This is a genomic window from Marinobacter bohaiensis, from assembly GCF_003258515.1.
Lineage (GTDB): Bacteria > Pseudomonadota > Gammaproteobacteria > Pseudomonadales > Oleiphilaceae > Marinobacter_A > Marinobacter_A bohaiensis.
Map to the genome: position 1 here is coordinate 223,462 of NZ_QGEH01000003.1, position 26,033 is coordinate 249,494.

The 26,033-nt window shown below is 63.5% G+C and carries 20 protein-coding genes; 18 read left to right on the forward strand and 2 right to left on the reverse strand.

Features of this window, described 5'->3' with window-relative positions; all coding sequences use genetic code 11:
* The first annotated feature begins 89 nt into the window (after positions 1-89).
* The 8 genes from DKK67_RS15870 to pdxJ all read left to right on the forward strand — a co-directional run bounded on the left by DKK67_RS15870 (position 90) and on the right by pdxJ (position 9,152).
* A complete protein-coding gene (locus tag DKK67_RS15870) occupies positions 90-2,807 on the forward strand; it encodes a bifunctional diguanylate cyclase/phosphodiesterase (protein ID WP_111497478.1) in 2,718 nt (905 codons plus the stop codon).
* 177 nt (positions 2,808-2,984) lie between these two features.
* Positions 2,985-4,784, forward strand: coding sequence for a translation elongation factor 4 (gene lepA, locus DKK67_RS15875; protein WP_111497479.1), 1,800 nt, complete (start codon positions 2,985-2,987; stop codon positions 4,782-4,784).
* Positions 4,785-4,796: 12 nt separating this feature from the next.
* Positions 4,797-5,600 carry a signal peptidase I gene (gene lepB / locus DKK67_RS15880; protein ID WP_111497480.1) on the forward strand — a complete coding sequence of 268 codons (804 nt, stop codon included), beginning with the start codon at positions 4,797-4,799 and terminating at the stop codon, positions 5,598-5,600.
* Positions 5,601-5,657: 57 nt separating this feature from the next.
* Complete coding sequence (locus DKK67_RS15885; RefSeq protein ID WP_111497481.1) at positions 5,658-6,023, forward strand: DUF4845 domain-containing protein; 366 nt, start codon at positions 5,658-5,660, stop codon at positions 6,021-6,023.
* Positions 6,024-6,040: 17 nt separating this feature from the next.
* On the forward strand, positions 6,041-6,712 hold the full coding sequence (gene rnc / locus DKK67_RS15890; RefSeq protein ID WP_111497482.1) for a ribonuclease III: 672 nt from the start codon (positions 6,041-6,043) through the stop codon (positions 6,710-6,712).
* Complete coding sequence (gene era / locus DKK67_RS15895; RefSeq protein WP_111497483.1) at positions 6,712-7,629, forward strand: GTPase Era; 918 nt, start codon at positions 6,712-6,714, stop codon at positions 7,627-7,629. Before rnc ends, era begins: the two co-directional genes overlap by 1 nt.
* Before the next feature lie 61 nt (positions 7,630-7,690).
* Positions 7,691-8,419, forward strand: coding sequence for a DNA repair protein RecO (gene recO, locus DKK67_RS15900; RefSeq protein ID WP_111497484.1), 729 nt, complete (start codon positions 7,691-7,693; stop codon positions 8,417-8,419).
* Positions 8,409-9,152, forward strand: a complete 744-nt coding sequence (gene pdxJ, locus DKK67_RS15905) for a pyridoxine 5'-phosphate synthase (protein ID WP_111497485.1) — start codon at positions 8,409-8,411, stop codon at positions 9,150-9,152. The genes recO and pdxJ overlap by 11 nt, the downstream gene beginning before the upstream one ends.
* Positions 9,153-9,164: 12 nt before the next feature.
* Here the strand turns inward: pdxJ and DKK67_RS15910 are convergent, their stop codons facing one another.
* The gene (locus DKK67_RS15910; protein WP_111497486.1) at positions 9,165-12,050 is read right to left on the reverse strand and encodes a response regulator; all 2,886 of its coding nucleotides are present in this window, start codon (positions 12,048-12,050) and stop codon (positions 9,165-9,167) included.
* 379 nt (positions 12,051-12,429) lie between these two features.
* Here DKK67_RS15910 and cysM point away from each other — a divergent pair, with 379 nt between their 5' ends.
* From cysM to DKK67_RS15935, 5 genes are all read left to right on the forward strand, one after another.
* Positions 12,430-13,323, forward strand: coding sequence for a cysteine synthase CysM (gene cysM, locus DKK67_RS15915; protein ID WP_111497487.1), 894 nt, complete (start codon positions 12,430-12,432; stop codon positions 13,321-13,323).
* A 66-nt stretch (positions 13,324-13,389) separates the two neighbouring features.
* Positions 13,390-14,736 carry a 23S rRNA (uracil(1939)-C(5))-methyltransferase RlmD gene (gene rlmD, locus DKK67_RS15920; RefSeq protein ID WP_111497488.1) on the forward strand — a complete coding sequence of 449 codons (1,347 nt, stop codon included), beginning with the start codon at positions 13,390-13,392 and terminating at the stop codon, positions 14,734-14,736.
* A gap of 123 nt (positions 14,737-14,859) precedes the next feature.
* Positions 14,860-17,100 (forward strand): GTP diphosphokinase, encoded by a 2,241-nt coding sequence (gene relA / locus DKK67_RS15925; protein WP_111497489.1) that lies wholly within the window; start codon positions 14,860-14,862, stop codon positions 17,098-17,100.
* 30 nt (positions 17,101-17,130) lie between these two features.
* Entirely contained in the window at positions 17,131-17,988 is an 858-nt protein-coding gene (gene mazG / locus DKK67_RS15930) for a nucleoside triphosphate pyrophosphohydrolase (RefSeq protein ID WP_111497490.1), read from the forward strand.
* 212 nt (positions 17,989-18,200) lie between these two features.
* Entirely contained in the window at positions 18,201-18,545 is a 345-nt protein-coding gene (locus DKK67_RS15935; RefSeq protein ID WP_111497491.1) for a pilin assembly protein, read from the forward strand.
* A 126-nt stretch (positions 18,546-18,671) separates the two neighbouring features.
* Here DKK67_RS15935 and DKK67_RS15940 read toward each other — a convergent pair whose 3' ends face one another.
* On the reverse strand, positions 18,672-18,908 hold the full coding sequence (locus tag DKK67_RS15940) for a hypothetical protein (RefSeq protein WP_111497492.1): 237 nt from the start codon (positions 18,906-18,908) through the stop codon (positions 18,672-18,674).
* A gap of 210 nt (positions 18,909-19,118) precedes the next feature.
* Between DKK67_RS15940 and ppc the strand changes: the two genes are divergently transcribed.
* The 5 genes from ppc (at position 19,119) to DKK67_RS15965 (ending at position 26,006) form a co-directional block, all read left to right on the forward strand.
* On the forward strand, positions 19,119-21,761 hold the full coding sequence (ppc, locus tag DKK67_RS15945) for a phosphoenolpyruvate carboxylase (protein WP_111497493.1): 2,643 nt from the start codon (positions 19,119-19,121) through the stop codon (positions 21,759-21,761).
* Positions 21,762-21,852: 91 nt separating this feature from the next.
* Complete coding sequence (locus DKK67_RS15950; RefSeq protein ID WP_111497494.1) at positions 21,853-23,229, forward strand: HDOD domain-containing protein; 1,377 nt, start codon at positions 21,853-21,855, stop codon at positions 23,227-23,229.
* A 415-nt stretch (positions 23,230-23,644) separates the two neighbouring features.
* Positions 23,645-24,298: an adenylate kinase gene (gene adk / locus DKK67_RS15955; RefSeq protein ID WP_111497495.1), complete on the forward strand. Its 654-nt coding sequence runs from the start codon at positions 23,645-23,647 to the stop codon at positions 24,296-24,298.
* 39 nt (positions 24,299-24,337) lie between these two features.
* Complete coding sequence (gene tsaB / locus DKK67_RS15960; protein WP_111497496.1) at positions 24,338-25,033, forward strand: tRNA (adenosine(37)-N6)-threonylcarbamoyltransferase complex dimerization subunit type 1 TsaB; 696 nt, start codon at positions 24,338-24,340, stop codon at positions 25,031-25,033.
* 175 nt (positions 25,034-25,208) lie between these two features.
* A complete protein-coding gene (locus DKK67_RS15965; RefSeq protein ID WP_111497497.1) occupies positions 25,209-26,006 on the forward strand; it encodes an undecaprenyl-diphosphate phosphatase in 798 nt (265 codons plus the stop codon).
* Positions 26,007-26,033: the final 27 nt, after the last annotated feature.

A 26,033-nucleotide genomic window follows, 5' to 3' on the forward strand; every position in this document is an offset into this window, starting at 1 on the left:
CAACCGTTTTATTATCGGGCTCTCCCCGTCGAGCGGTCGAGTCGTCGGTTTTCAAGGGTTTCGCGCCCTTTTCTCAACGGATTGAATGAATGGCAAAGGAAGTTTCTCTGGGGCGGATCGCCCGACAGCGCCCGTCGCGTATTGCCTGGGCGCTTCTTCTGATTTCCCTGGCGCTGACCGCGGGCGCCTGGCAGTTTTCCATACTGCTGGTGGAGGATCGCACCCAGGCGCGTTTCGAAACCCAGTCCCTGCAATTGAAGACGGCGATCGAGGAGCGTCTGCTGAACTACGAGCAGGTGCTGGCCGGCAGCGCCGGGCTGTTTGCGGTGGCGGACCTGGTGGGGCGCGAGGACTGGCGGCTCTACGTCAACAAGCTCGACATTAACCGCTACTACCCGGGCATCCAGGGGCTCGGCTTCACCGCCCGGGTTGAGGGCGACGAGGTGCGGGACTTCGTGCGCCGCATCCGTGACCAGGGGCTGCCCGATTACCTGATCAACCCCGCCGGCGTCCGCGCCGAGTACCATCCCATCGTCTTCCTTGAGCCCAGCACCCAGCGTAACAAGCGCGCCTATGGCTATGACGCTTTTGGCGATCCCACCCATCGTCAGGCCATGGAAGAGGCGCGGGACTCCGGCCTGGCGACGATGACGGGCAAGGTGGTGCTGGTGCAGGAAGAGGTGGACGACAAGCAGGCCGGCTTCCTGATGTACTTTCCGGTCTATGACGGGGATAAAGTGCCCCGTCTGCTGGAGGACCGGCGTGACCGGCTGCGCGGGTTCGTGTTCAGCGCCTTCCGTATGAACAACCTGATGGACGGGATCGTCGGCCTGATCGCCCCGTTCCTGGATGTGCGCATCTACGACAGCGACGTGGCGGTCAAGGAAGCGCTGATGTACGGCTCCAACCTGGGGTCGCTGGACAACGACTACACCTTCGCGATGAGCCAGAAGGTCGAGCACGGCGGACGTACCTGGTTGCTGCAGACCCATACCACGCCGGCCTTCGACTACCTGGCGTCGGATCCGCGGCCGCTGATCGTGCTGGTCGCCGGGATCATCATCAGCCTGCTGTTATTCGCCTTCTCGCTCGTCATGATCCGGTCGCGCCTGCTGGCGCAGATCAATGCCGGCCGCTACCGGGCGATCACCGAGGGGGCCAGCAACATCACCCTGATCCTCGACCAGCGCGGCCAGACCCAGTACGTCAGCCCCTCGTCGGAATACATTCTCGGCTACGACCCGCGCAACGTGCCGGACCTGTCGCTGGAGCGCCAGGTGCATCCCGATGACTGGCCGCAGATGCAGCAGGTGTTCGAGCAGGCCATGGAGGAACCCGGCAAGGCCCTGCCCGTGGTCCACGCGCGCATCCGCGATGCCTGCGGCGACTGGCGAGATATGGAGGGCTCCTACACCGCGATGATGGACGTGCCCGGCGTCAACGGCGTAGTGGTCAGTCTGCGGGACCTGACCGAGCTCAAGGCGGCCCAGACGGAGCTGCATCGGCTGGCGTTCTACGATCCGCTCACCGGGCTGGCCAACCGCCAGCTGTTCCGCGACCGGCTGGAACACGTCATCCGCCGTTGCAAGCGCAGCGGCCAGTCGGCGGCGCTGATGTTCCTCGATCTGGACGGTTTCAAGCGCATCAACGACACGCTGGGCCACGACGTGGGCGACCAGTTGCTGCAGAGCGTGGCCGGCTGGCTCATTGACTGTGTGCGGGAAGAGGATTCCGTGGCGCGGCTCGGGGGCGATGAGTTTGTGGTGCTTTTGTCCGAGGTGACCGGTTCCGATGCGGCGGCCGGCGTGGCCGAAAGCATTCTCCGGCGCCTGTGCCAGCGCATCCGGTTGGGCGAGCACGAGGTGCGGGTGACGGTCAGTATCGGTCTGGCAATGATCCCCGACGACAGCGCCGACGCCACCTCGCTGATGAAGTACGCCGACCTGGCGATGTACCGCGCCAAGGAACTGGGGCGCAACAACGTGCAGTTTTTTACCGCGGCCATGAACATCCAGGCGGCGCGGCGCATGCTGCAGCAGGAAGAGTTGAGCAATGCCCTGGACGGCGACCGCTTCGTGCTGCATTTCCAGCCCAAGTTCGACCTGGCCCGGGAGCAGGTGCTGGGGGTCGAGGCTTTCCTTCGCTGGCAGCACCCCGAGCGGGGGCTGGTGCCGGCCCAGCAGTTCATCCACCTGGCTGAGGAGTCGGGCCTGATCGTGCGCCTGGGAGAGCTGGCGCTGCGCCAGGCCTGCATCCAGATCCAGGCACTGGAGCGGGCCGGATTCGGCGACCTGCGGATCTCGGTCAACCTGTCGGCGCGGCAGGTCATCGATCCCGGCTTTATGGGCATGTTTCGCCAGGTCATCACCGAGACCGGCGTGCGGCCGGAGCAACTGGAGGTGGAGTTGCCTTCCGAGTTGCTCAACGAGGATCCGGACATCCTGCACCCGCTGTTGCGGGCGCTTCATGATATCGGTGTGTGCCTGATCCTGGACAATTTCGGCGCCGGTAGCTGCTCGCTGGCGGCGATGCAGCGACTGCCGCTGAACGCGGTGAAGATCGACCAGGTCTTCATCCGCGACATTCCCTATAACGCCACCGCCACCGACGTGACCTCGGCGGTGATTGCCCTGGCGCACAAGCTGCACCTGACGGTGATTGCCGAAGGCGTGGAAACGCCGCAGCAACTGAATTTCCTGCGCGCCAGCGGCTGTGCCCAGGCCCAGGGTAACCTGTTCAGCTATCCCCTTGATGAGGATGCCCTGATCGGTTTCCTGGTGCGTCAGCAGGAACGCTCGGGAACTTAGCGCCCGTCGGCGAATCAATCCGACGGGACGCCGGCCCGATTGTACAAATCCTAACAGGGGTACATGGCAATAGGGTCGGTTAACCGGTAAAATCAGCGTTCGCCATTCTGCCGCCGACCCGGGCATTGTCCGGGCCGGGTGCGCCGAACATTTTTCTGACGTGAGACACCCTATTCTGTGACTGACCTGAGCCACATCCGCAATTTTTCCATCATCGCCCATATCGATCACGGAAAATCCACGCTTGCCGATCGCTTCATCCAGCTCTGTGGCGGCCTGACCGACCGCGAGATGGCCGAGCAGGTACTCGACTCCATGGATCTGGAGCGTGAGCGCGGGATCACCATCAAAGCCCAGAGTGTCACCCTGCGCTACAAGGCCCGGGACGGAATCGAGTACGAGCTCAACATGATCGACACCCCGGGCCACGTGGATTTCTCCTATGAGGTATCGCGATCGCTGTTCGCCTGCGAAGGCGCCCTGCTGGTTGTGGATGCCGGTCAGGGCGTTGAGGCTCAGTCGGTCGCCAACTGCTATACCGCGATCGAGCAGGGGCTGGAAGTGGTGCCGGTCCTGAACAAGATGGACCTGCCCCAGGCGGAACCCGACCGGGTGGCCCAGGAAATCGAGGACATCATCGGCATCGAAGCCACCGAAGCGGTGCGCTGCAGCGCCAAGACCGGCCTGGGTGTCGAGGACGTGCTGGAAGAACTGATCCGGCTGGTGCCGCCGCCCCAGGGCGACGTGGACGGTCCGCTGCAGGCCCTGATCATCGACTCCTGGTTTGATAACTACCTGGGCGTGGTGTCGCTGGTGCGCGTGCGCCAGGGCAGCCTGCGCAAGGGCGACAAGATCCTGATCAAGTCGACCGGCCGCGCCTGGCAGGTGGACAAGGTGGGTATCTTTACGCCCAAGCCCACCGATACCGGCGTGCTCGGTACCGGCGAGGTCGGTTTTGTGATCGCCGGCATCAAGGACATCCAGGGTGCCCCGGTGGGCGATACCATTACGCACCAGAGTACGCCGGACACGGCGATGGTGCCGGGCTTCCAGAAGGTGAAGCCGCAGGTGTTCGCCGGTCTGTTCCCGGTCAGCTCCGACGATTACGACGACTTCCGTGAGGCGCTGGACAAGCTGACCCTGAACGACGCTTCCCTGTTTTTCGAGCCGGAAAGCTCCGACGCCCTGGGCTTCGGCTTCCGCTGTGGCTTCCTGGGCATGCTGCACATGGAAATCATCCAGGAGCGGCTGGAGCGGGAATACGACCTGGACCTGATCACCACGGCGCCGACGGTGGTGTTCGAGGTGGTCAACAAGCAGGGTGAGACCCTGTACGTCGATAACCCGTCCCGCCTGCCGGACGTGGGCAGCATCGAGGAAATGCGCGAGCCGATCGTCGAGGCCAACATCCTCGTGCCCCAGGAACACTTGGGCAACGTCATCGCCCTGTGTGAGGAAAAACGGGGTGTTCAGAAGAACATGCTGTTCCTCGCCAGTCAGGTGCAGTTGACCTATGAGCTGCCGATGGCGGAAGTGGTTCTCGATTTCTTTGACCGGGTCAAGTCCGCCAGTCGCGGTTTCGCGTCACTGGATTATCATTTCAAGCGCTTCCAGACCGCCGACCTGGTGCGTCTGGATATCCTGATCAACGGCGACCGGGTGGATGCCCTGGCGTTGATCGTCCATCGGGATCATGCCCACTACCGCGGTCGTGCGGTGCTGGAAAAGATGAAGGAACTGATCCCGAGGCAGATGTTTGATATCGCCCTGCAGGCGGCGATCGGCACGCACGTGATCGCCCGCCAGACGGTCAAGGCGCTGCGCAAGAACGTCACGGCCAAGTGCTACGGCGGTGACGTGAGCCGGAAGAAAAAGCTCCTGCAGAAACAGAAAGAAGGTAAAAAGCGCATGAAGCAGCTTGGTAATGTCGAGGTGCCCCAGGAAGCGTTTCTTGCCGTACTGCGCGTCGACAACTAGGACTCCAACTGCATGGATATCGATTTTCCCCTGATCCTTGTCACCCTGACGTTCGCCACCGGTCTGATCTGGCTGGCGGACTGGCTGTTCCTGCGCAGTCGCCGTGAGGCCCGGGCTACCGAAACCCAGACCGCCACGGCCGCCGGTGGCCATGCGGGGGAAGATGACAGCGACGACGACAAGGCGCCGTACCTGGTGGAGCTGAGCCGCTCCTTCTTTCCGGTATTGGCCATCGTGCTGGTGTTGCGCTCCTTCCTGGTCGAGCCCTTCCAGATTCCGTCCGGTTCCATGCTGCCCACGCTGAAGGTCGGGGATTTCATCCTGGTCAACAAGTTCTCCTACGGCCTGCGCCTGCCGGTAATCGGTACTAAAGTGGTCGATATCGGTGAGCCGGAGCGGGGTGACGTGATGGTGTTCAAGTACCCCAAGGATGGCGAGACCAACTATATTAAGCGGGTGATCGGGCTGCCGGGCGACACCATCAGCTATCACGACCACACCCTGTCCATCAACGGCGAGGTGGTTGCGTCCGATTTTGTGGCTACGCTGCCGCCGGTGGAATTGCGCGAGGAGGACCTGGGGACCGTCAAGCACCAGATCCTGCGCTCCATGGGGCGGACGGCGCCGGGCGGGGAAGGTGAGTGGACCATTCCCCAGGGCCAGTACTTCGTCATGGGGGACAACCGCGACAACAGCAACGACAGCCGGTACTGGGGCACCGTGCCCGAGCACCTGGTGGTGGGCAAGGCCTTTGCCATCTGGATGCACCTGGATTCCTGGCTGCCCAGTTTCGACCGTGTCGGCCTGATCGACTGAACCGGCGGCCGGCCAGGAAGGCCGGCGCCTCCACAACCAGAAAAAAGAGAGTATGTCATGAAGACTCAACGTGGCGCTTCCACCCTGGGTATTCTTATAGCGGTCCTCTTTTTCGGCAGCCTGATTACCCTGGTAATCAAGCTCGGGCCCGTCTATCTGGATGACCTGACCATCCAGGAAGCTATTGAAAGCCTCGACAACACCGAGGACCTGGGCCAACTGAGCGTTCGCGACGTGCAGACCCTGATCCGCAAGCGTCTGAGCGTCAACAACGTGGACGGCTTCGACCAGAAGCTTATCGAGATCAAGAAGGACGGTGATGCGGTGCTGGTTTCCCTCGAGTACGAGGTGCGCACCGACCTGTTCCAGAATGTGGACGCGGTTGTCCACTTTAACCACGCCTATGAGATGAGAGGCCAGTGAGGGTAAGCGAGATTGAAATGGGCCGGCTCCAGAAGCGGTTGGGATACCAGTTCCGGGATCCCGAGCTGCTGACCCTGGCGCTGACCCACCGAAGCCACGGGAACCAGAACAACGAACGTCTTGAGTTTCTCGGGGATTCGATTGTCAACATGGTCATTGCCGAGCATCTGTACCGCCATTTCGAGAACGCTCGGGAAGGCCAGTTGAGCCGGCTGCGCGCGCGCATGGTCAAGGGGGTCACCCTGGCCGAGATTGGCCGCGAGTTCCACCTGGGTGAATACCTGCGCATGGGCTCCGGTGAGCTGAAGAGTGGCGGATTCCGGCGCGATTCGATCCTGGCGGATGCGGTGGAGTCGGTGATCGGCGCCATCTATCTGGACAGCGACTTCCACACCTGCCGTGCCCGCGTGCTGGCCTGGTTCACCGAACGTCTGGAACGCCTGGATCTGCAGGACACCCAGAAAGATCCCAAGACACGGCTGCAGGAGTACCTGCAATCGCGTCAGTACCCGTTGCCACGCTACGACGTGATATCCATCGAGGGCGAGGCCCATGCCCAGACCTTCCACGTCGAGTGCGCGTTGCCATCGCTGGATCGCAAGACCACCGGTGTCGGTGGCAGTCGCCGTGTCGCAGAACAGCAAGCCGCCCGCAACGCCCTGAAATCCCTGGGCGTGGAGAATAACTGATGATCGATCCCACCCAGCCGGACAATCCCGACAGCCGTTGTGGCTTCGTCGCGATCGTCGGCCGCCCCAACGTGGGCAAGTCCACCCTGCTGAACCACATCCTCGGCCAGAAGCTGAGCATCACCTCGCGCAAACCGCAGACGACCCGTCACCAGGTGCTGGGCATCCAGACCCGCGGCGACGTGCAGGCCATCTACGTGGATACCCCGGGGATGCACGAGGAAGAGCCGCGGGCGTTGAATCGTTACATGAACCGGGCGGCGAGCTCGGCACTGAAGGACGTGGACGTGGTGGTTTTCGTGGTGGACCAGAACCACTGGACCACCGCGGACGAGATGGTCCTGCGCAAGCTGGAAAACGTCAAAGCCCCGGTCATCCTGGCGGTGAACAAGGTCGACAAGCTGGATAAGCGTGAGGTCCTGCTGCCGCACCTGGAAGAGCTGGCCCGCAAACGTGAGTTCGCCGAGATCATTCCGCTGTCCGCCCTGCGCGGTCAGAACCTGGAACCACTGGAAGCGGCCGTGGATCGGATGCTGCCGGCCAGCATCCATTTCTACCCGGACGACCAACTGACCGACCGCAGCCAGCGCTTCCTGGCCTCGGAAATCGTGCGCGAGAAAATCACCCGCCAACTGGGTGCGGAGTTGCCTTACTCCACCGCCGTTGAGATCGAGGAATTCAAGGACGACGGCAAGGTCCTGCACATCGCTGCTCTGATCCTCGTTGAACGTGACGGGCAGAAGAAGATCCTGATCGGCGACAAGGGCGAGCGCATCCGCCGCATCGGTCAGGAAGCGCGTATCGATATGGAAAAGCTGTTCGACGGCAAGGTGATGCTGCGCCTGTGGGTCAAGGTCAAGAAGGGCTGGGCGGACAGCGAGCGCGCGCTGAAAAGTCTCGGAATGAACGACTTCTGATCGCGGCCCGTGACGACGTGATGTTGCACGCGCCGCCGGCCAACACAGGAGTTGCCAGCCGATGAGCGACAGGGTCGAACAGGAGCCCGGCTATGTCCTCCATCGCCGGAACTACCGCGAAACCAGTCTGATGGTGGACCTGTTTTCGCTCAACCACGGCCGCCTGACCGTGGTGGCGCGTGGCGCCAACAGCCCGAAGAGTCCCCTCAAGGCCCAGCTGCAACCCTTCCAGCCCATGCTGCTGGGCTGGCAGGGCCGCTCCGACCTCAAGAACCTGACCGCGGCCGAAAGCCGCCTGGGGCCCGATCTGCGCCGCACCGAGCGGCTGTACTGCGGGCTCTACCTCAACGAGCTGCTGCAGCGCCTGCTGCCACCTGCTGAACCCTTTCCGCAGCTGTTTGCCCATTACATTGAAGCCCTTGAGAACCTGGCGCAGGCCGGCGACATCGAGCCCCTGCTGCGCCGGTTCGAATGGTGCCTGATTGATGCCCTGGGCTACGGCTTTGCCTGGGACCAGGCCATGGATACCGGCGAACCGGTGCGGAAGGACGCTTATTACTACTATGACCCGGAGCAGGGCGTCCTGGCACAGGCATCGCCGGGCAGCCTGCTGCGGGGGCTTCGGGGCGACGTGCTGCTGGAACTGGCGGATGCACGCCTGGACAGCCCCGAGGCGCGTCGCACGGCCAAGCGCATGATGCGCGTGCTGATCGATCATCTGCTGCAGGGCCGCGAGTTGCACAGTCGCGCCCTGTTCCAACAATGGCGAGGAGACAAGCATGAAACCTAGAGTGTTGCTCGGCGTGAACGTCGACCACGTGGCCACCCTGCGCCAGGCCCGCGGTACCCGCTATCCGGACCCGGTCCAGGCGGCGTTGCTGGCGGAAGAGGCTGGCGCCGACGGCATTACCATCCATCCTCGCGAGGACCGCCGCCACATCCAGGACCGCGACGTGCTGATGATGCGCGACATGCTCAACAGCAAAATGAACCTGGAAATGGCGGTCACCGAGGCCATGTTGGCCTTCGCTGAGCAGGTGCGCCCGCCGTGCTTGTGCCTGGTGCCGGAAAAGCGCGAGGAGCTGACCACCGAAGGCGGTCTTGACGTGGTAGGTCAGGAGGAGAAAATCGCCCGGGCCTGTGAACGACTGGCGCGCGTCGACGCGGAAGTGTCGCTGTTCATCGATGCCGACCGGGACCAGATCGACGCTGCCGCGCGTTGTGGCGCGCCGGTTATCGAGATCCATACCGGGCACTATGCCGATGCGGAGACGCCGGACGCGGTGGAGGCCGCCTTCAGGCAGGTGGCCGACGGCGTCGCCTACGCCCGCTCACTGGGCCTGGTGGTCAACGCCGGCCACGGTCTGCATTACCACAACACCGAGCGGGTGGCGGCGATTCCCGGGATCAACGAACTCAACATCGGCCACAGCATCATTGCCCGCGCCCTGTTCACCGGCATGAAGGAAGCGGTGCGGGACATGCGTGAGATTCTCGACCGGGCCGTTACCCTGCGCCCATAAGGAATCCGGGCGTCAGGACGGATTCAGGGGCTCGCCGACGCGGTCCCTGAACATGGCCTGCCACTCGGTTTCCTCCGACCAGATCAGCAGCCGGTCGATGGCCGCCATCAACGCCTCGGCCAGCGCCGTGCGCTCCGGCGTCTCGCGTTTGAGCGCCGTTTCCAGCCGCTCCGACAGGTTGCGCAGTTCCGGCACGCCGCAGTAGCGGGTGGCGCCGTGAAGCTTGTGGACCCGTTCCAGCAGCTCGGCCTCGTCGTTATCGGTCAGTAGTTTGCGGATGCCGTTCTGGTCGAAGCTGACCTGTTCCAGCAGCATGCTGAATAGCTCCTCCGCGAGATCGGCCTTGCCCGCCGCCAGGCGAATGCTTTCCTCCACATCCACGCAGGGCAACTGTTTTTCCTTGCTCGATGGACGGATACCTCGGCCCTGACCCCGGCTGTCGGCCGTCGGAGCCGCGCGCGGCGTTTCGCCCGTCGTCGATCCCTGGTAGCCGGTGTGGCGGGCCAGGGCCTCCAGCAGCTGTTCGCTGTTGACCGGTTTGGTCAGGTAGCCGTCGAACCCCTGGCGCATCAATCGATCTTTTTCTTCCGACAGGGCGTGGGCGGTCAGCGCCAGGATGGGCACCGGCGTGGGGCGTTCGTCCAGGTGGCGAAGGCGGCTGGTGGTTTCCACGCCGTCCATGCCCGGCATCTGCAGGTCCATGAAGATCAGGTCGAACTGGGTCTGGCGCGCCTTGCTCAGGGCCTCGAAACCGCTGGAGGCCCCTTCCGCGGGAATCTGGCAGTCGGCCAGCAACGTCAACACCAGCTTGAGGTTGGCTTCGTTGTCGTCCACCGCCAGGACTCTTGGCGCGTCGCTGGCGCGCGCATCCGGCAGCAGGGCGCTGACGCCATTGTGATCCAGGGTGGTGGGCAGGTGAGTGCCGTGGATCAGGGCGAACAGCTGGTTATAGAGCCGGTCGCGGCAAACCGGCTTGGTGATGTGTCCGCTGGCCTGGCCGGTGAGGTGGCCGTCGTGGTCTTCCAGCGTCGGGGTCAGGATCAGGGTGCGACAGTCGCGCTCGACTTCCAGGGTATGGAACAGTTCCCGGTACTGGCTCGAATGCAGCAGGTGCCGGGTAACCCCGATCATGGCGGCGGCGTAGCCCCGGTTGTCGTACTGGGCCTGCTCCACCTTTTCCAGCAGGTCGCCGGGGGAGCTGGCTTCATCCACGGTCATCCCCCAGTCGCTGAGGATGTGCCGGACCGACAGCGCGGTGGTCTTCTGCTGCTCCAGGTAGATGATGCGCTCTTTCTGCAGGCCGTCCCGCGGTGCCGGCGCTTCGGTGTTGCGCGCCACCTCGGTGGACAGCGTGAACCAGAAGGTGGAGCCCTGGCCGAGTTCGCTTTCCAGGCCGATCTCGCCGCCCATTTCCTCCACTAGGCGCTTGGAGATGACCAGGCCCAGGCCGGTGCCGCCGTATTGGCGCGCGGTGGAGGCGTCCGCCTGGCTGAACGCGTTGAACAGCGATTGTTGCTGCGCCCGGGACAGGCCCACGCCGGAATCGGTCACGCTGAAGCGCAGTACCACGCGGTGGCCTTCCTCGTCCTCGTCGTCGAGGCTGGCGCGCAGGACCACTTCACCGGTCTGGGTGAACTTGATGGCGTTGTTCACCAGGTTGGTGATGATCTGTTTGACCCGTAACGGGTCGCCCATGATGGTGTCGGGTACGTCGTTGTAGATCAGGGGCACCAGGTCGAGGTTCTTGGCGTGGGCGGCCGGCGCCAGCATCACCATGACCTCCTCGATGGTGTCGCGCAGGCCGAAGGGGATGCGGTCCAGGATCAGCTTGCCGGCCTCGATCTTGGAGAAGTCGAGGATGTCGTTGATGATTGTCAGCAGGATTTCAGAGGACTTGCGGATGGTGTTGAGGTGATCCCGCTGCTGTTGCTGGGCCGGCGATTTCAGCAGCAGCTCGGTGAACCCGATGATGCCGTTCAGCGGCGTGCGGATCTCGTGGGACATGTTGGCCAGGAATTCCGATTTGATGCGGCTCGCTTCCAGAGCCTCCTTGCGCGCCAGGTCCAGCTCGATGTTCTGGATCTCGATGGTTTCCAGGGTCTCGCGCAGATCCTCGGTGGCCTGGTCGATGTTCTGCTGCATTTCCGCCTGGGCTTCGCTGAGCTCCTGGGCCATGTCGTTGAGGCCGGATTCCAGCTGCTCGAACTCGGGGCCGGCGCGGGTGTAGACGCGGGTCTTCAGGTCGCCACCCTTGAGCCGCGCCACGGCGCTGTTGAGTTCGAAGATCGGGTCCGTGACGCTGCGGCTCATGCGCAGGGCGATGAGCACGTTCAGGCCGATGCCGCCGAGGATCAGCAGCAGACTGATCAGCAGTGCCTTGTAGCGTTCCTTGTCGGTGCGCACATGGGACATTTCCACCGCCGACCAGCCGATGGGCGCCTCGGCGCTGGGCGCGGTGTTGCGGGATTCCAGATCGAGCATGCTGTCGATCATCAGGTCCTGCAGGTAGACCGGGGCAATGAATACCGAGCTGGAGCCGGATCTGAGCACCAGGGTGGAGGCCTCGGTCAGCTTCTCGTTGCCGATTTCCTCGCGGAGGCTGGGGCCGGTGTGCAGCAGACGCTGTCCCTGGGCATTGAAGAAGGTGATGGAACGCACGTCCTGCTCTTCCAGGAGGGCGTTGGAAAGATTATTGAGCAGGCTGCGGTTGCCGGTGAACATGCCGTATTCGGAAGCGGCGGCCAACTGGCGGGACAGGGATTCGCCGCGATCGCGCAGGAGCTGTTCGATGTTGCCTACCCAGCTCTGGGTGAAGAAAATCCCCAGGATGAGCGTGGTCAGTATAGTGGGTACCAGCGTAACAACAAGTACTTTTCTGCGAATGCCCCAGCGTCGCATGGTGCGCTTCCTGATTCCGTCGGTTGTCCCGTACCGGCTCATCCCTGGAGGGCCTTGTGGCCGGGCCCCAAGCGTACGAGACGTCGTCCCTGATTCTTATTGGCGGCGCCGGTAACTCTCGCCGACCGGTGCGACCATACCATCATAATCGTGAACCCCGACAGAAATCGGGAACAGCCGGCAGACGCTATACGGACCGACTTTATCAGCGCCCGGCGTTAGAACCTGGCGTCATTTCGGTAGCGACAAGCTGTATTGGGATAGCGCCTGCTATGCGCGTATGATGCGTCGTCAGAGTGTAACACAGCTTGGGAGGACCGCCGGAGGAACCGGCCGACCGTTTTCCCGTCAAAAAACGCTGTCAGGAGTCTGAGAATTCATGCATTTTCCAACTATTGAAGACTATGTCGGCCACACCCCGCTGGTGCGTCTGCAGCGCCTGCCGGGCGACACCTCCAACGTTATCCTGGCCAAGCTGGAAGGCGACAACCCGGCCGGATCGGTCAAGGATCGCCCGGCCATCAGCATGATCCAGGAAGCGGAGCGCCGTGGTGACATCAAGCCGGGCGATACACTGATCGAGGCCACCAGCGGCAACACCGGGATTGCCCTGGCCATGGCGGCGGCGATCAAGGGCTACCGCATGGTGCTGATCATGCCCGCCAACATGAGCGAGGAGCGGCGTGCCTCCATGCGCGCGTACGGCGCCGAGATTGTCACGGTCAGCAAGGAAGAAGGCATGGAAGGTGCCCGCGACCTGGCGGCCCGAATGCAGGAGGAGGGCAAGGGGCTGGTGCTCGACCAGTTCGCCAACCAGGACAACCCGCTGGCCCATTACCGCACCACCGGTCCGGAAATCTGGGAGCAGACCCAGGGGCGGGTCACCCATTTCGTCAGTTCCATGGGCACCACCGGCACGATTATGGGTGTGTCCCGTTACCTTAAAGAGCGTAACCCGGATATTCGCATCGTGGGGCTGCAGCCTTCTGATGGCTCCTCGATCCCTGGTATTCGCCGCTGGCCGCAGGAGTACCTTCCCAAGATCTACGACGCCGCGCGGGTCGATCAGGTGCTGGACGTCGACCAGCAGGACGCCGAGGACACCATGCGCGCCCTGGCCCGCGAAGAGGGCATCTTCTGCGGTGTTTCCTCCGGTGGCGCCATTGCCGCGGCCCTTCGCCTTTCGGAGCAGGTTGAGAACGCGGTGATCGTCGCCATTATCTGTGACCGGGGCGACCGGTACCTGTCGACCGGCGTCTTCCCCGGGGCGTGACCGTCGCCCGACACCCATATAAGAAAGGAAGCCCTGCGGGGTTTCCTCGCCTGACCGGAATACCTGATGAGCAAGAGACGTAGAAAGAAAGCATTACCCGCCGACCCGATTCCCTGTGACATCGAAAAACTGAGCCACGACGGCCGCGGAATCGCCCACCTGGACGGCAAGATCCAGTTTGTCGACGGTGCCCTGCCTGGCGAGAAAGTCATGGCGAAGTACGTCGGTACCCGCCGTAGCTTTGACGAGCTGCGCGCCACCGAGGTGACCGAAGCGTCGCCGGATCGGGTGGAAACACCCTGCGATTTTGCCGACCTGTGTGGCGGCTGCAGTCTGCAGCACGTGGCGCCGGATGCCCAGATCGGGTTCAAGGAGGCGACGCTGCGGGAACATTTTGCCCACTTCGGGGGCATTGAGCCGGAGCAGTGGGTGCCGCCCATGCGATCCGACGGACTGGGCTATCGTCGCAAGGCGCGTCTCGGGGTGCGTTTCGTGCCCAAGCGGGACGCCGTGCTGGTCGGCTTTCGCGAGAAGCGCAACAGCTTTCTCACCGATATTGACCGTTGCGTGGTGATGGATCCACGCATTGGCGAGCGCATTACGCCGCTGCGGGAACTGCTCTATAGCATGGAGGCCTACAGCCGTATTCCCCAGGTCGAGGTGGCCTGCGGTGATGATGTCGCCGCCATGGTGGTTCGCAACATGGACCCGCTGTCCGACGCGGACCGGGACAAGCTGCTGGCCTTCGGCCAGGCGCATGAATTGCATATCTACCTGCAGCCCAAGGGGCCGGATACCGTGCACCGGATCTGGCCGGAAAGCGCGGGCCGGGATGATGAGCGACTGACCTACCGTCTGCCGTCGTTCGACCTCACTATGCGCTTCCACCCGATGGATTTCACGCAGGTGAACGCCGACATCAACCAGCGCATGGTGGATCAGGCCCTGGACTGGCTGGAGCCGCAGTCCGACGAGCGGGTGCTGGACCTGTTCTGCGGTCTGGGCAACTTTACGCTGCCGTTGGCGCGGCGTTGCGGCGAAGTGGTTGGTGTCGAGGGCGACGACGCCATGGTCGTGCGCGGCCGCGAGAACGCTGACCTGAATGGTCTGACCAACGCGCGTTTCCACGGTGCCAACCTGCAGGGAGATTTTACCGGCGAAAGCTGGGCCGCCGAGGGTTTCGACAAGATCCTCATCGACCCGCCGCGTTCCGGCGCCCAGGAGGTTTGTGAATACCTGACCGCGTTCGGCGCCCGGCGGATTGTTTATGTCTCCTGCAACCCGGCCACACTGGCGCGGGATGCGGGCGTACTGGTGGAGAAAGGATATCGGCTGGTGAAAGCGGGCGTCATGGATATGTTCCCGCACACCACGCACGTGGAATCGATGGCCCTGTTCGAGCGCGCTGACTGACGCGCCGCGAGCTGAACATCGCTTGTTGTCACAACAATAACCGACAACGCGAACACGGGCGATGCGCGCGTCCGGACCTCAGGGGCCGGGCGGGCGCGAGTAACAAGGGGAAGTTCTACCGCTATGGTAAAGGTTCGAGAAGATTACGCCGTGACCACGGATGGTCGGGTCGATATCGAGGGCTGGGTGCATCACATCGAATCCCAGACCACCCTGGAGGACGTCGACCAGTTCCGGCGGGCCTGCGAGAAGGCCGCCATCATCGATTTGCAGGCGGTTCGTGAGGACCGTTTGTGGGCGCCCGGTGCCAGCAGTTTCCGCACCGGTGTGGAAATGGCCCAGGTTCTGGCCGAGCTGCACCTGGACCAGGCCTCGCTGGTGGCGGCGATCCTGTACCGGGCGGTGCGCGAGGAGCGTATCGGCCTGGACGAGGTGAAGGCCGAATTCGGCGATGAGGTGGCGGGCCTGATCAACGGCGTGCAGCACATGGCGGCGATCTCCTCGATCCATCACCCCCTCAAGGGCAACGTGCTGGGCCAGAGCCAGGGCCAGCTCGACAACGTGCGCAAGATGCTGGTCACGATGATCGACGACGTGCGCGTGGCCCTGATCAAGCTGGCGGAACGCACCTGTGCCATCCGGGCCGTGAAGAGCGCCCCGCCCGAAAAGCGCATGCGCGTGGCTCGGGAAGTGTTCGATATCTACGCCCCGTTGGCCCATCGTCTGGGCATCGGCCACATCAAGTGGGAGCTGGAGGACCTGTCCTTCCGCTACCTGCACGAATCCGCCTACAAGAAAATCGCGAAACTGCTCGACGAGAAGCGCCTCGACCGGGACGAGTACATCAAGCGGGTGCTGTCGGCGTTGCAGGGCGAACTGGACCGGGCCGGCATCCAGGCCGAGCTGGCCGGGCGGGCCAAGCATATCTACAGCATCTGGCGGAAGATGCGCCGCAAGGGCATCGATTTCAGTCAGGTGTACGACGTGCGCGCCTTCCGCATCCTGGTGCCCACCCTGCGCGATTGCTATTCCGCGCTGGGCATCGTGCACAGCCTGTGGCGCCATATCCCCAACGAATTCGACGACTACATCGCCAGCCCCAAGGAGAACGGCTACCAGTCCCTGCACACCGCCGTGATCGGTCCCGAAGGGAAGGTGATCGAGGTGCAGATCCGCACCCGGGCCATGCACGAGGAGGCCGAACTGGGCGTCTGTGCCCACTGGCTCTACAAGGGGACCGACACCGGCAAGCCGTCGACCGGCTACGAGGCCAAGATCAACTGGCTGCGCCAGGTGCTGGAATGGCAGGAAGACCTGGGTGACCTGTCCGGTCTGATCGACCAGCTGAAAACCGATGTGGTGCCGGACCGGGTGTACGTGTTCACGCCGGAAGGGCACGTGGTGGACCTGCCCCAGGGGGCGACGCCGGTGGACTTTGCCTATCGCGTCCACACCGAAGTGGGGCACGCCTGCCGGGGCGCCAAGGTCAACGGCCGCATCGTGCCGCTGACCTATCCGCTGAAAACCGGCGACCAGGTGTTCATCCTGACCTCCAACAACCCGGCGCCGAGCCGCGACTGGCTCAACTCCAGCCTGGGTTACATCCAGACCTCGCGGGCGCGGGCCAAGGTGACGCACTGGTTCAAGGAGCAGGATCGCGACCGCAACATCGTCGACGGCCGGGCGATCCTGGAAGATGAGTTCAAGCGCCTGTCCATTGACGATCTGGATCTGGTCAAGCTGGCGCGCAAAGTGAACTACCAGAGTGCCGACGACATGTTTGCCGCCGTCGGTGCCGGCGATTTGCGGCCGACGCACGTGGCCAACATTGCGCAGCAGTTGCTGGAGCCGCGCACCAAGCAGCTGGACCTGAAGCTGCAGGGCACCAAGCAGAAGGCGTACGAGGCCGATTCGGACATCAAGATCCAGGGCGTCGGCAACCTCAAGACGCAGGTGGCCAAGTGCTGCAAGCCGCTCCCCGGCGATCCGATCGGCGGCTACATCACCGTGGGCCGTGGCGTGACCGTGCATCGCCAGGACTGCCTGACCTTCCTGCACCAGCGCGAATTCGAGCCCAACCGGATCATCGAAGTCAGCTGGGGCGGCACCCAGGAGTCGGTCTATCCGGTGGATGTGGAAATCGAGGCGTACGACCGGTCCGGCCTGTTGCGGGACATCACCGCCATTCTGGCCAACTCACGCTGTAACGTGCTGGCGCTCAACACGCTGTCGAACCAGGACGACAACTCCGCCACCATGACGGTGACCCTGGAAATTTCCAGCCTGGAGCAGCTGGCCAAGCTGTTGGCGCAGATCCGGAACCTCCCGAACATCATGGAAGTACGGCGCAAGCGCAAACCCTGAGCGCTTGGTCCGTGGAGCAACGAGAGCACTATGGCTGATCACTACACCATCGACGACCTCAAACACCTGATGGCGCGCCTGCGCGATCCGGAGACTGGCTGCCCCTGGGACTGCAAGCAGGATTTCCGCAGCATCGTGCCACACACGCTGGAAGAGGCCTACGAAGTGGCTGACGCCATCGAGCGGGCGGACTATCCGCACCTGAAGGATGAACTGGGCGACTTGCTGTTCCAGGTGATCTTCTACGGCCAGTTGGGGCGCGAGGCTGGCCACTTCGAGTTCGACGGCATCGTCGATCACCTGGTCCGCAAGCTGGTGCGCCGTCATCCGCACGTGTTCCCGGAAGGCACCCTGGAAAGTCGGGTCGACCCGGACAGCCGGCCTACCGACGCCGAGATCAAGGCCAGTTGGGAGCGGATCAAGGCGGAGGAGCGGGCCGCCAAGCCGGAGCCCGACGTCGAACCCAGCCGCCTGGACGGCATCGCCGCCAGCCTTCCGGGCATGGCCCGCGCCGAGAAACTCCAGCGTCGGGCGGCCCGCCACGGCTTCGACTGGCCGGATATCGAGCCGGTGTTCGCCAAGCTGCACGAAGAGATCGATGAACTGCGCGAGGCCTGGGATGTGGCGCAGCGCGACCCCACCGACCGGGATGCACTGGAGGACGAGCTGGGCGACCTGCTGTTCGTGTGCGTCAATCTGGCACGTTTCCTGAAGGTCGACCCGGAACAGGCGCTGCGTCGCACCAACCGCAAATTCGATGCACGCTTTCGGGCCATCGAGCGGGAACTTGCCTCACAGGGGCGCGAGTTTGATGAGCAGAGTCTGGAAGAGCTGGATGCCATCTGGCAGTCGGTCAAAGGGGTGGAGCACGCCGCCAACGACGACTGACCCGGGCAGGCCGCGTCGGGCGTGATAGGTACAATCCGTAACCATATCATGCAGTAAGCAGAAGGTCGTTAAGCTAAACTTTTTACAGAGTATTCGTTACGTCAGCCGGGGCAATGACTGACGCGACGCTCAGGAGTGGTAGTACACTGCAAAGGGGCTCACGAGGCGCCGGCGCAGTCTTGATCGAGCACATATAGCGGGAGCGTTGAACCATGAAGATCAAGGATCTGGTGAAATACTGGGATAAGCATGCACGCGGTCGTCTGACTCGGGACGCCTATGAGGCGGGGTTGTCGGAGCAGCATCTGGCACGCCTGGAGCGGCTGTCCGAACTGTATCCCATGAAGTCACCGCAGGATCTGATCCGTGACCTGGTCTCGGCCGCACTGGACGAGCTGGAAACCAGTTTTCCGTACGTCGAAGGGACCAAAGTCGTGGCTTTTGATGAGGATGGTTTCGAAATCTACGAGGACGAAGGCCTGACCCCCAGGTTCGTCAGCCTCAGCCAGAAGCACATGCAGGATCTCAAGGCGCGGCTGCTCGAAACCGCCGCCTGAAGCCTTACTTCCGACCCGCAAAGAAAAGCCAGCCTGGTGAATGGCTGGCTTTGACTCTCCGGGGTCGCCGGCCGGCGACCCGATGTCCGCCCGACGCTCCCCGTTTTCTGTTACCTACCGAAGGCTTCAGCCTTTCTTCACCGATTCCAGCTTGCCCTTGAGTGGCGTCTGGCGCGTCAGATCGTCCAGAGCGGCGCCGATCATGTCGTTGAGGATATCCGCCTCGCTGCGATCCGGGTAGAGCTCCGCCAGGGCGGCGATGCGGGCGGCGTCTTCCAGTGGCAGCCGCAGGGTGTAGCTCTTGGCCTGTTCGCTGTCTTCTTTTGTGCCTTCCCAGTGCTTGGGCAGGTCGGTTACTTTCATGCTCGTTCCTCGCGCTGTGCGACTGTCGGGTTACGCTTCAAATAAACACCTTTGCCGCATCGATTTCAATCCGAGTTTCGTGTCCGTTGTTTTGCGCGCTTTGATGATGCGCCGATAACAGGCTGTTATATTGAAAGCGGTTTTTCATCGAACCCCGACTTCGACAGGAACAGGAACGGGGTTCCCATGGCGAAAGGACGGTAGCGTTTCATGACCGAATTGCATCCTGATTTGAGGGAAAATGTCCGCCTCCTGGGCGAATTGCTGGGTGACAGCATCCGCAAGTATCCGGGCCAGGCCTGCTTCGACCTGATCGAAGAGATCCGGGCCGCCGCCAAGGCGGATCGGCGCCAGGAAAGCGGCTCCGGCCAGCGGCTGGTCAACCTGCTCAGCCAACTGAGCGACGACCAGATGCTGCCGGTGACCCGCGCCTTCAGCCAGTTCCTCAACCTGGCCAACATTGCCGAGCAGTACCACGGCATACGCCGCAAACAGGGCCACCAGGCCGACCTGATGGTGGAGTCTCTCGGGGAGCTGTTCCAGCGCCTGACGGCGGGGAATATCTCGCCCGAGGAGCTGCACCGCCGGGTCACCGACCTGAGCATCGAGTTCGTGCTGACCGCGCATCCCACTGAGGTGACGCGCCGCACCCTGATCCTCAAGTACGACGAGATTTCCAACGGCCTGGCCCAGCTCGATCACGACGACCTGCTGCCGGTGGAACGCGATGAAGTGGTCTCGCGGCTTCGGCAACTGGTGGCGGAAGCCTGGCACACCGATGAGATTCGCTATAACCGCCCCACCGCGGTGGACGAGGCCAAGTGGGGCTTCGCCGTGATCGAGAACAGCCTGTGGCAGGCCCTGCCGCGCTTCCTGCGCAGTCTGGACCAGTCGCTGCTGGATGCCACCGGGGAGGGGCTGCCGATCGACGCCGCGCCCATGAAGATTGCCTCCTGGATGGGCGGCGACCGGGACGGCAATCCTAACGTCACCCATGAAGTGTCCCGCGAGGTATTCTGGCTGGGGCGCTGGATGGCGGCGGACCTGTTCCTGCGCGATATCCAGACACTGCGTGCCGAGCTGTCCATGTGGGAAGCCAACGACGCCGTGAAAGCCGAGGCCGGCGATACCCGCGAGCCTTACCGCGCCATCCTGGGCCAGTTGCGTGAGCGCCTGCTGCGCACCCGGGACTGGGCCGAGGCCTGCGTCAACGGCGAGCCGGCGGACAGCAACGGTATCCTGTTCGAGAACGAAGACCTGATCCGCCCGCTGCGACTGTGTTACGACTCGCTGGCGGAATGCGGCCTGGGCGACATCGCCAACGGTCTGCTGCTGGATACCCTGCGCCGGGCCCACTGTTTCGGGCTGCCGCTGGTACGCCTCGACATCCGTCAGGAAGCCGGTCGCCACGCCGAAGCGGTGGGTGAGATTGTCCGCGACCTGGGGCTGGGGGACTATGAGCAGTGGAGCGAAACCGAGCGTCAGGCTTTCCTGCTGCGCGAACTGCAGGGCCGGCGTCCGCTGATCCCCCGTCACTGGCAGCCGTCGGACAATGTGCGCGAGGTGCTCGATACCTGTGAGGTGGTCGCCCAGCAGACCCCGGAAGCCCTCGGCTCCTACGTCATTTCCATGGCCAGCCAGCCGTCGGACGTGCTCAGCGTGATCCTGCTGCTGCGGGAATCCGGCATGCAGAATCCCATGCGGGTGGTGCCGCTGTTCGAAACCCTTGACGACCTCACCGGCGCACCGGACACCATGCGCGCCCTGTTCGAGGTGGAATGGTACCGCGACTACTGCCGTGGCCGTCAGGAAGTGATGATCGGCTACTCCGATTCCGCCAAGGACGCCGGCCAGATGATGGCGGCCTGGGCCCAGTATCAGGCCCAGGAAGCCTTGACCGATGTCGCCGGCGAGTTCGGCGTGCACCTGACCCTGTTCCATGGTCGCGGCGGTACTGTCGGTCGTGGCGGCGGCCCGGCCAACCGGGCGATCCTGTCCCAGCCGCCGGGCTCGGTGAACGGCAGTTTCCGGATTACCGAGCAGGGCGAGATGATCCGTTTCAAATTCGGCCTGCCCAAGCTGGCGGAAAAGAGTCTGACGCTCTACGCCACCGCGGTAATCGAAGCCACCCTGGCGCCGCCGCCCGCACCGGAGCAGGGCTGGCGCGACATGATGGACTGGCTCACGGAACGCTCGCTCAAGGCCTACCGCGCCGTGGTCCGCGAACATCCCGACTTCGTCACCTATTTCCGCCAGGCCACGCCGGAGCAGGCGCTGGGCAAGCTCGCCCTGGGCAGTCGTCCGGCCCGGCGCAAGCCCACCGGCGGTGTGGAAAGCCTGCGCGCCATCCCCTGGATCTTCGCCTGGACCCAGATGCGCATGATGCTGCCCAGCTGGCTGGGCAGCGATGTGGCGCTGCGCGAAGCCGCCGAAGCCGGACACGAACCGCTGCTGCGGGAAATGATGGAGCGCTGGCCCTTCTTCCAGACCTACGTGGACATGCTGGAGATGGTCCTGGCCAAGGCCGACCTGCGAATCGCCAGCTATTACGAGGAAATTCTGGTGGATCCAGAATTGCGGCATCTGGGGGAGGACCTGCGTGAGCGTCTGGCCGGCTGCATCCGACATGTGAAGGCACTCAAGCAGCAGGACGAGCTGCTGCTCGACGAACCGGTGTTCGCCCATTCGCTGCGGGTACGGAATCCCTACACCGATCCGTTGCACTACCTGCAGGCGGAACTGCTGCGCCGCGATCGCGAGAGCGAAGGGCAGGGCAAGGTGCCGGAATTGGTGGAACGGGCTCTCAAAGTCACCATGGCCGGCATTGCGGCCGGTATGCGTAACACCGGATAATGCCGCCGGTAGCGGCCCCGGGGATACCCCGGGGTTGCCTCAATCGGGTAGGCTGTAGCTGACGACAACAGCAAGAACAGAGGAAGTAAGCGTGGCGGCATCGGCCAGACTGGAAACGTTTCTATCACGCAAGGGCATTGCCTACGACGTTATTGCCCAGGATGAAGTCCCCAGCTTTGACGTGGCCGTCTCAGGGGCTGGCCTGAACCACTATGCGGTGATTCGCGCGACCCTGCTGATCGATCTCAAGGGCGTGGTCATGGCGGTGCACAACTATCAGACGGCCATTGATGTGGACGCGGTCTCCGCGGTGGTGGGTCGACGCCTGCAGTTGCTGACCGCGCGCCAGGCGGACCGGCTGTTCGCCGACTGCGAGATGGGTTTCCATCCCCCTATTGGTGCGGCCTTTGATATCCCTGTGGTGATCGACGAACCGGTGCTGGAGATGGACGAGGCCTATCTGGCGTCAGGCAGCAACAACAGCCTGCTGCGGCTGGATGGCCGGGCCCTGCGTCTGGCCCTGGCCGGTGGCCGCAAGGCGCGTATCAGCATTGTCGACGTGGCCCACGACCTGGAGCCTGGTGAGTCGTCGGATATCACGCTGGAGGAAGTGGCTCAGCGCTTACAGAAGTTATACCGGCTGCCGCCGATGCCGGCCCTGGCCCTGAAGATCCTGCGTCTGACGGCCAATACCGAAGCGACGGCCCGCGAGCTGGGTGAGCTGATCGAGTACGATCCCAGCCTGACCGCCCAGATCATGCGCTATGCCCGTTCCGCACTGTTCAACTACCCGGGACAGATCAATTCCGTACAGGAAGCGGTGACCCGGGTGCTTGGTTTCGACCGCGTCGCCCACGTGGCCATGGGTATCGCCTCGGTGCGGGCCTTCGAGGTGCCGCGCGACGGCATGCTGGGTATGGACGCGTTCTGGCGTCACTCGCTCTACTGCGCCTACCTGTGCCAGCAGATGGCCATGCTCAAGGGCGCCGACAAGGGGCTGGCCTATCTCTGCGGGCTGTTGCACAACTTCGGTATCCTGCTGATCGGCCACCTGTTTCCCAACGAGTTTGACCAGCTCAACCGGTTGCGCGAGTCCAATCCGGAGCAAAGCATGCACTCGCTGGAGGTCCAGGTGTTCGGTGGCGACCAGGAATTCCTGTCGGTCGGTCATGGCCCCATCGGCGGCATCCTGCACCGCCTGTGGCAGCTCCCGGACGCGGTGGTAAAGACCGCCGGTATGCACCAGCGCATGGCCTATGAAGGCGACCACGCGGACTACGTGCACATGGTCCAGCTGGCCAACGCACTGCTCAAGGACAAGGGCATCGGCGACGAGTTCAACCCGGACGACGTCGATACCCTGGCGGCGTCCCTGGAGTTTGGCGATGCCGATATCGAGCGCCTGATGACCACCACCGAGGAGGTGGCCCGGGAGCTGGATGACCTGGCCCGGTCCCTGGCCGCCTGAACCCGCGCTGGTCATTTTCCGACCTTGGTACCCTTTCTATGGCCGGCCCGACTTCGTATAATGCCGGATCGTTTTACCCGCTCGGGTGGCTTTTCCCGGCGTGATCGACCCACGATCGCGTTGGCAACCGGAATACAGCCGCCCTTGAGCCAGATGTTCCCAGCGGTGTCTCAGCATCCGCCCCGGGGCTCCGGCAGGCACGGGTTGGCCCGCACGGATCGTACCGGCGGCAACCCGGCCCATAAGCTGTCTCAGGTCAGGACCGGAACGCCACGAGCGGCCGGCCAATAAAAACATTCGGCCCATCTGTCACGGCTCGGTTCCGGCAGATGCGGCTTGCGTGGCTCCATCGGTTGCAGGTTGTACCTCCCGAAGCCGCACGACGATTTCATCGATAAACGGGAGCATTTCCACTATGAGAATCATTCTGTTGGGCGCACCGGGCGCAGGCAAGGGGACCCAGGCCCAGTTCATTACCGGCAAGTTCGGGATTCCCCAGATCTCCACCGGCGATATGCTGCGCGCCGCGGTCAAGGCTGAGTCTCCGCTGGGTCTGGAAGTGAAGGAAATCATGGCCACCGGCGGCCTGGTTCCGGACGAGACCATCATTGCGCTGATCAAGGACCGCATCAAACAGGACGACTGCGCCAACGGCTTCCTGCTGGACGGCTTCCCGCGCACTATTCCCCAGGCCGAAGCGCTCAAGAATGAAGGCGTGGTGATCGACTATGTGGTCGAGATCGCCGTTGATGACGAGGAAATCGTCACCCGTCTGTCCGGCCGTCGTGTCCACGAGGCCAGCGGCCGCACTTACCACGTCAAATACGACCCGCCCAAGGTCGAGGGCAAGGACGACGAGACCGGCGAGCCGCTGATCCAGCGCGCTGACGACTCCGAGGAAACCGTCCGCAACCGTCTCAAGATCTACCACGACCAGACCGCACCGCTGGTGGGCTACTACCAGGACTGGGCCAAGGCGGATGCCGAGGCGGCGCCCACCTACGTCCGTGTCGACGGCGTCGGCAGCATGGACGATATCCGCGACCAGATCCTGACCAACCTGCAGTAAACAACGCGCCGCTGCGGCGGCCTCCATTGCGCGACCTTCATGAAACTACTGGCACTGGATACCACGGCGGAGGGCTGCTCGGCGGCCCTCTGGTCTGATGGCCAACTCTATCAGCGTGACCTTCGCTCGCCACGCGGACATACCCAGCACCTGCTGCCCATGGTGCGCGAACTGGTGGCGGAGAGCGGCATCCCGCTGGCGGATCTCGATGCCCTGGCTTTCGGGCGCGGCCCCGGTTCGTTTACCGGCCTGCGCATCGCCACTGGCGTGGTGCAGGGGCTGGCCTTTGGCCTCGATATACCGGTGATTCCGGTGTCCTCCCTGGCGGCCCTTGCCTCGCGTGCCCTGCGTGTCGGCGAGGCGCAAGAGGGTGACGCTGTGGCCGTGGCCTTCGACGCGCGGATGGGGGAAGTCTACTGGAACTGTTATTGCATTCGTGAAGGCAGGGTCACCGCCTCCGCCGAGGAGCGTGTCTGCCCGCCGGACCAGGTGTCTCTCACCGAAGAGGCGCCGCGCTGGATCGGTGCCGGCTCTGGTTGGAACCTGCTGGAGCAGATGCCGCAACCTGTCCGCGATGCAATGTTGCTGACCCATGCGGACTGGTATCCTCTGGCCGCGGATATCGCCACGCTGGCGGTAGCCGACTGGCCTGACGGGAAAACGGTAGCGGCCCAGGATGCCGCACCGGTCTACGTCAGGGACGAAGTGACCTGGAAGAAACTGCCGGGGCGTTAGTGTCCCGTCACCGACTCGTTCCGACTGCCGATGACTGAGCGGTCCCGGATCGTATCCGTTCCCGGGGCGCAGGGGATGTCTGTACGCCTCGACTGTGGCGCGTGCGGTTCCCGTTCGGTGACAGGGAGGTGACGCTGGGCTCCGGTGCCGTCGACTCGAAGCAGGAAGCCGTTTCATGGATCTCTGGCAGACCATTGCCCTGGCCATTATTCAGGGGCTGACCGAATTTCTCCCCATCAGCAGTTCCGCTCACCTTATCCTTCCCTCGCAGATCCTTGGCTGGAGCGACCAGGGCCTCGCCTTTGACGTTGCGGTCCACGTCGGCACGCTGGTCGCGGTGGTCTGGTATTTTCGCGCCGAAGTGGTGCGCCTGACCCGGTCCTGGGTTGGCGATACCCTGCAGCGGCGCACCAGCGAGGACAGCCGGTTGGCGTGGGCGATCATTCTCGGTACCGCACCCGCCGGTCTGGCGGGGTTGCTGTTCGAGGATGTGATCGAGTCACAGTTGCGCTCGGCGCTGGTCATCGCGCTGTCGACCATCGGCTTCGGCCTGGTGCTCTGGTGGTCCGACGCCGTCGGCCGCCGGGAAAAGGGGCTGGCGGCCCTGGGCTATCGGGATGCCCTAGTCATCGGTGTGGCCCAGGCGCTGGCATTGATTCCCGGGACCTCCCGTTCCGGCATCACCATGACCGCGGCCCTGTTCCTGGGCTACCGACGTGAGGCGGCGGCCCGCTTTTCCTTCCTGCTGTCCATTCCGCTGATTCTCGCCGCCGGCCTGCTCAAGACGCTGGAACTGGCGGAAACCGGCAGTGAGGCCCAGTGGCTGGATATCCTCGTTGGTACCGGCGTGTCGTTCGTCAGCGCGGTGATCTGTATCCACCTGTTCCTGCGTTTTCTGGAGCGGCTCGGATTCATGCCCTACGTGATCTATCGATTACTGCTAGGCGGGCTGCTTCTGTTGATGGTATTCTGAGCAACCTTGAATAATTCCGTTCTGCAG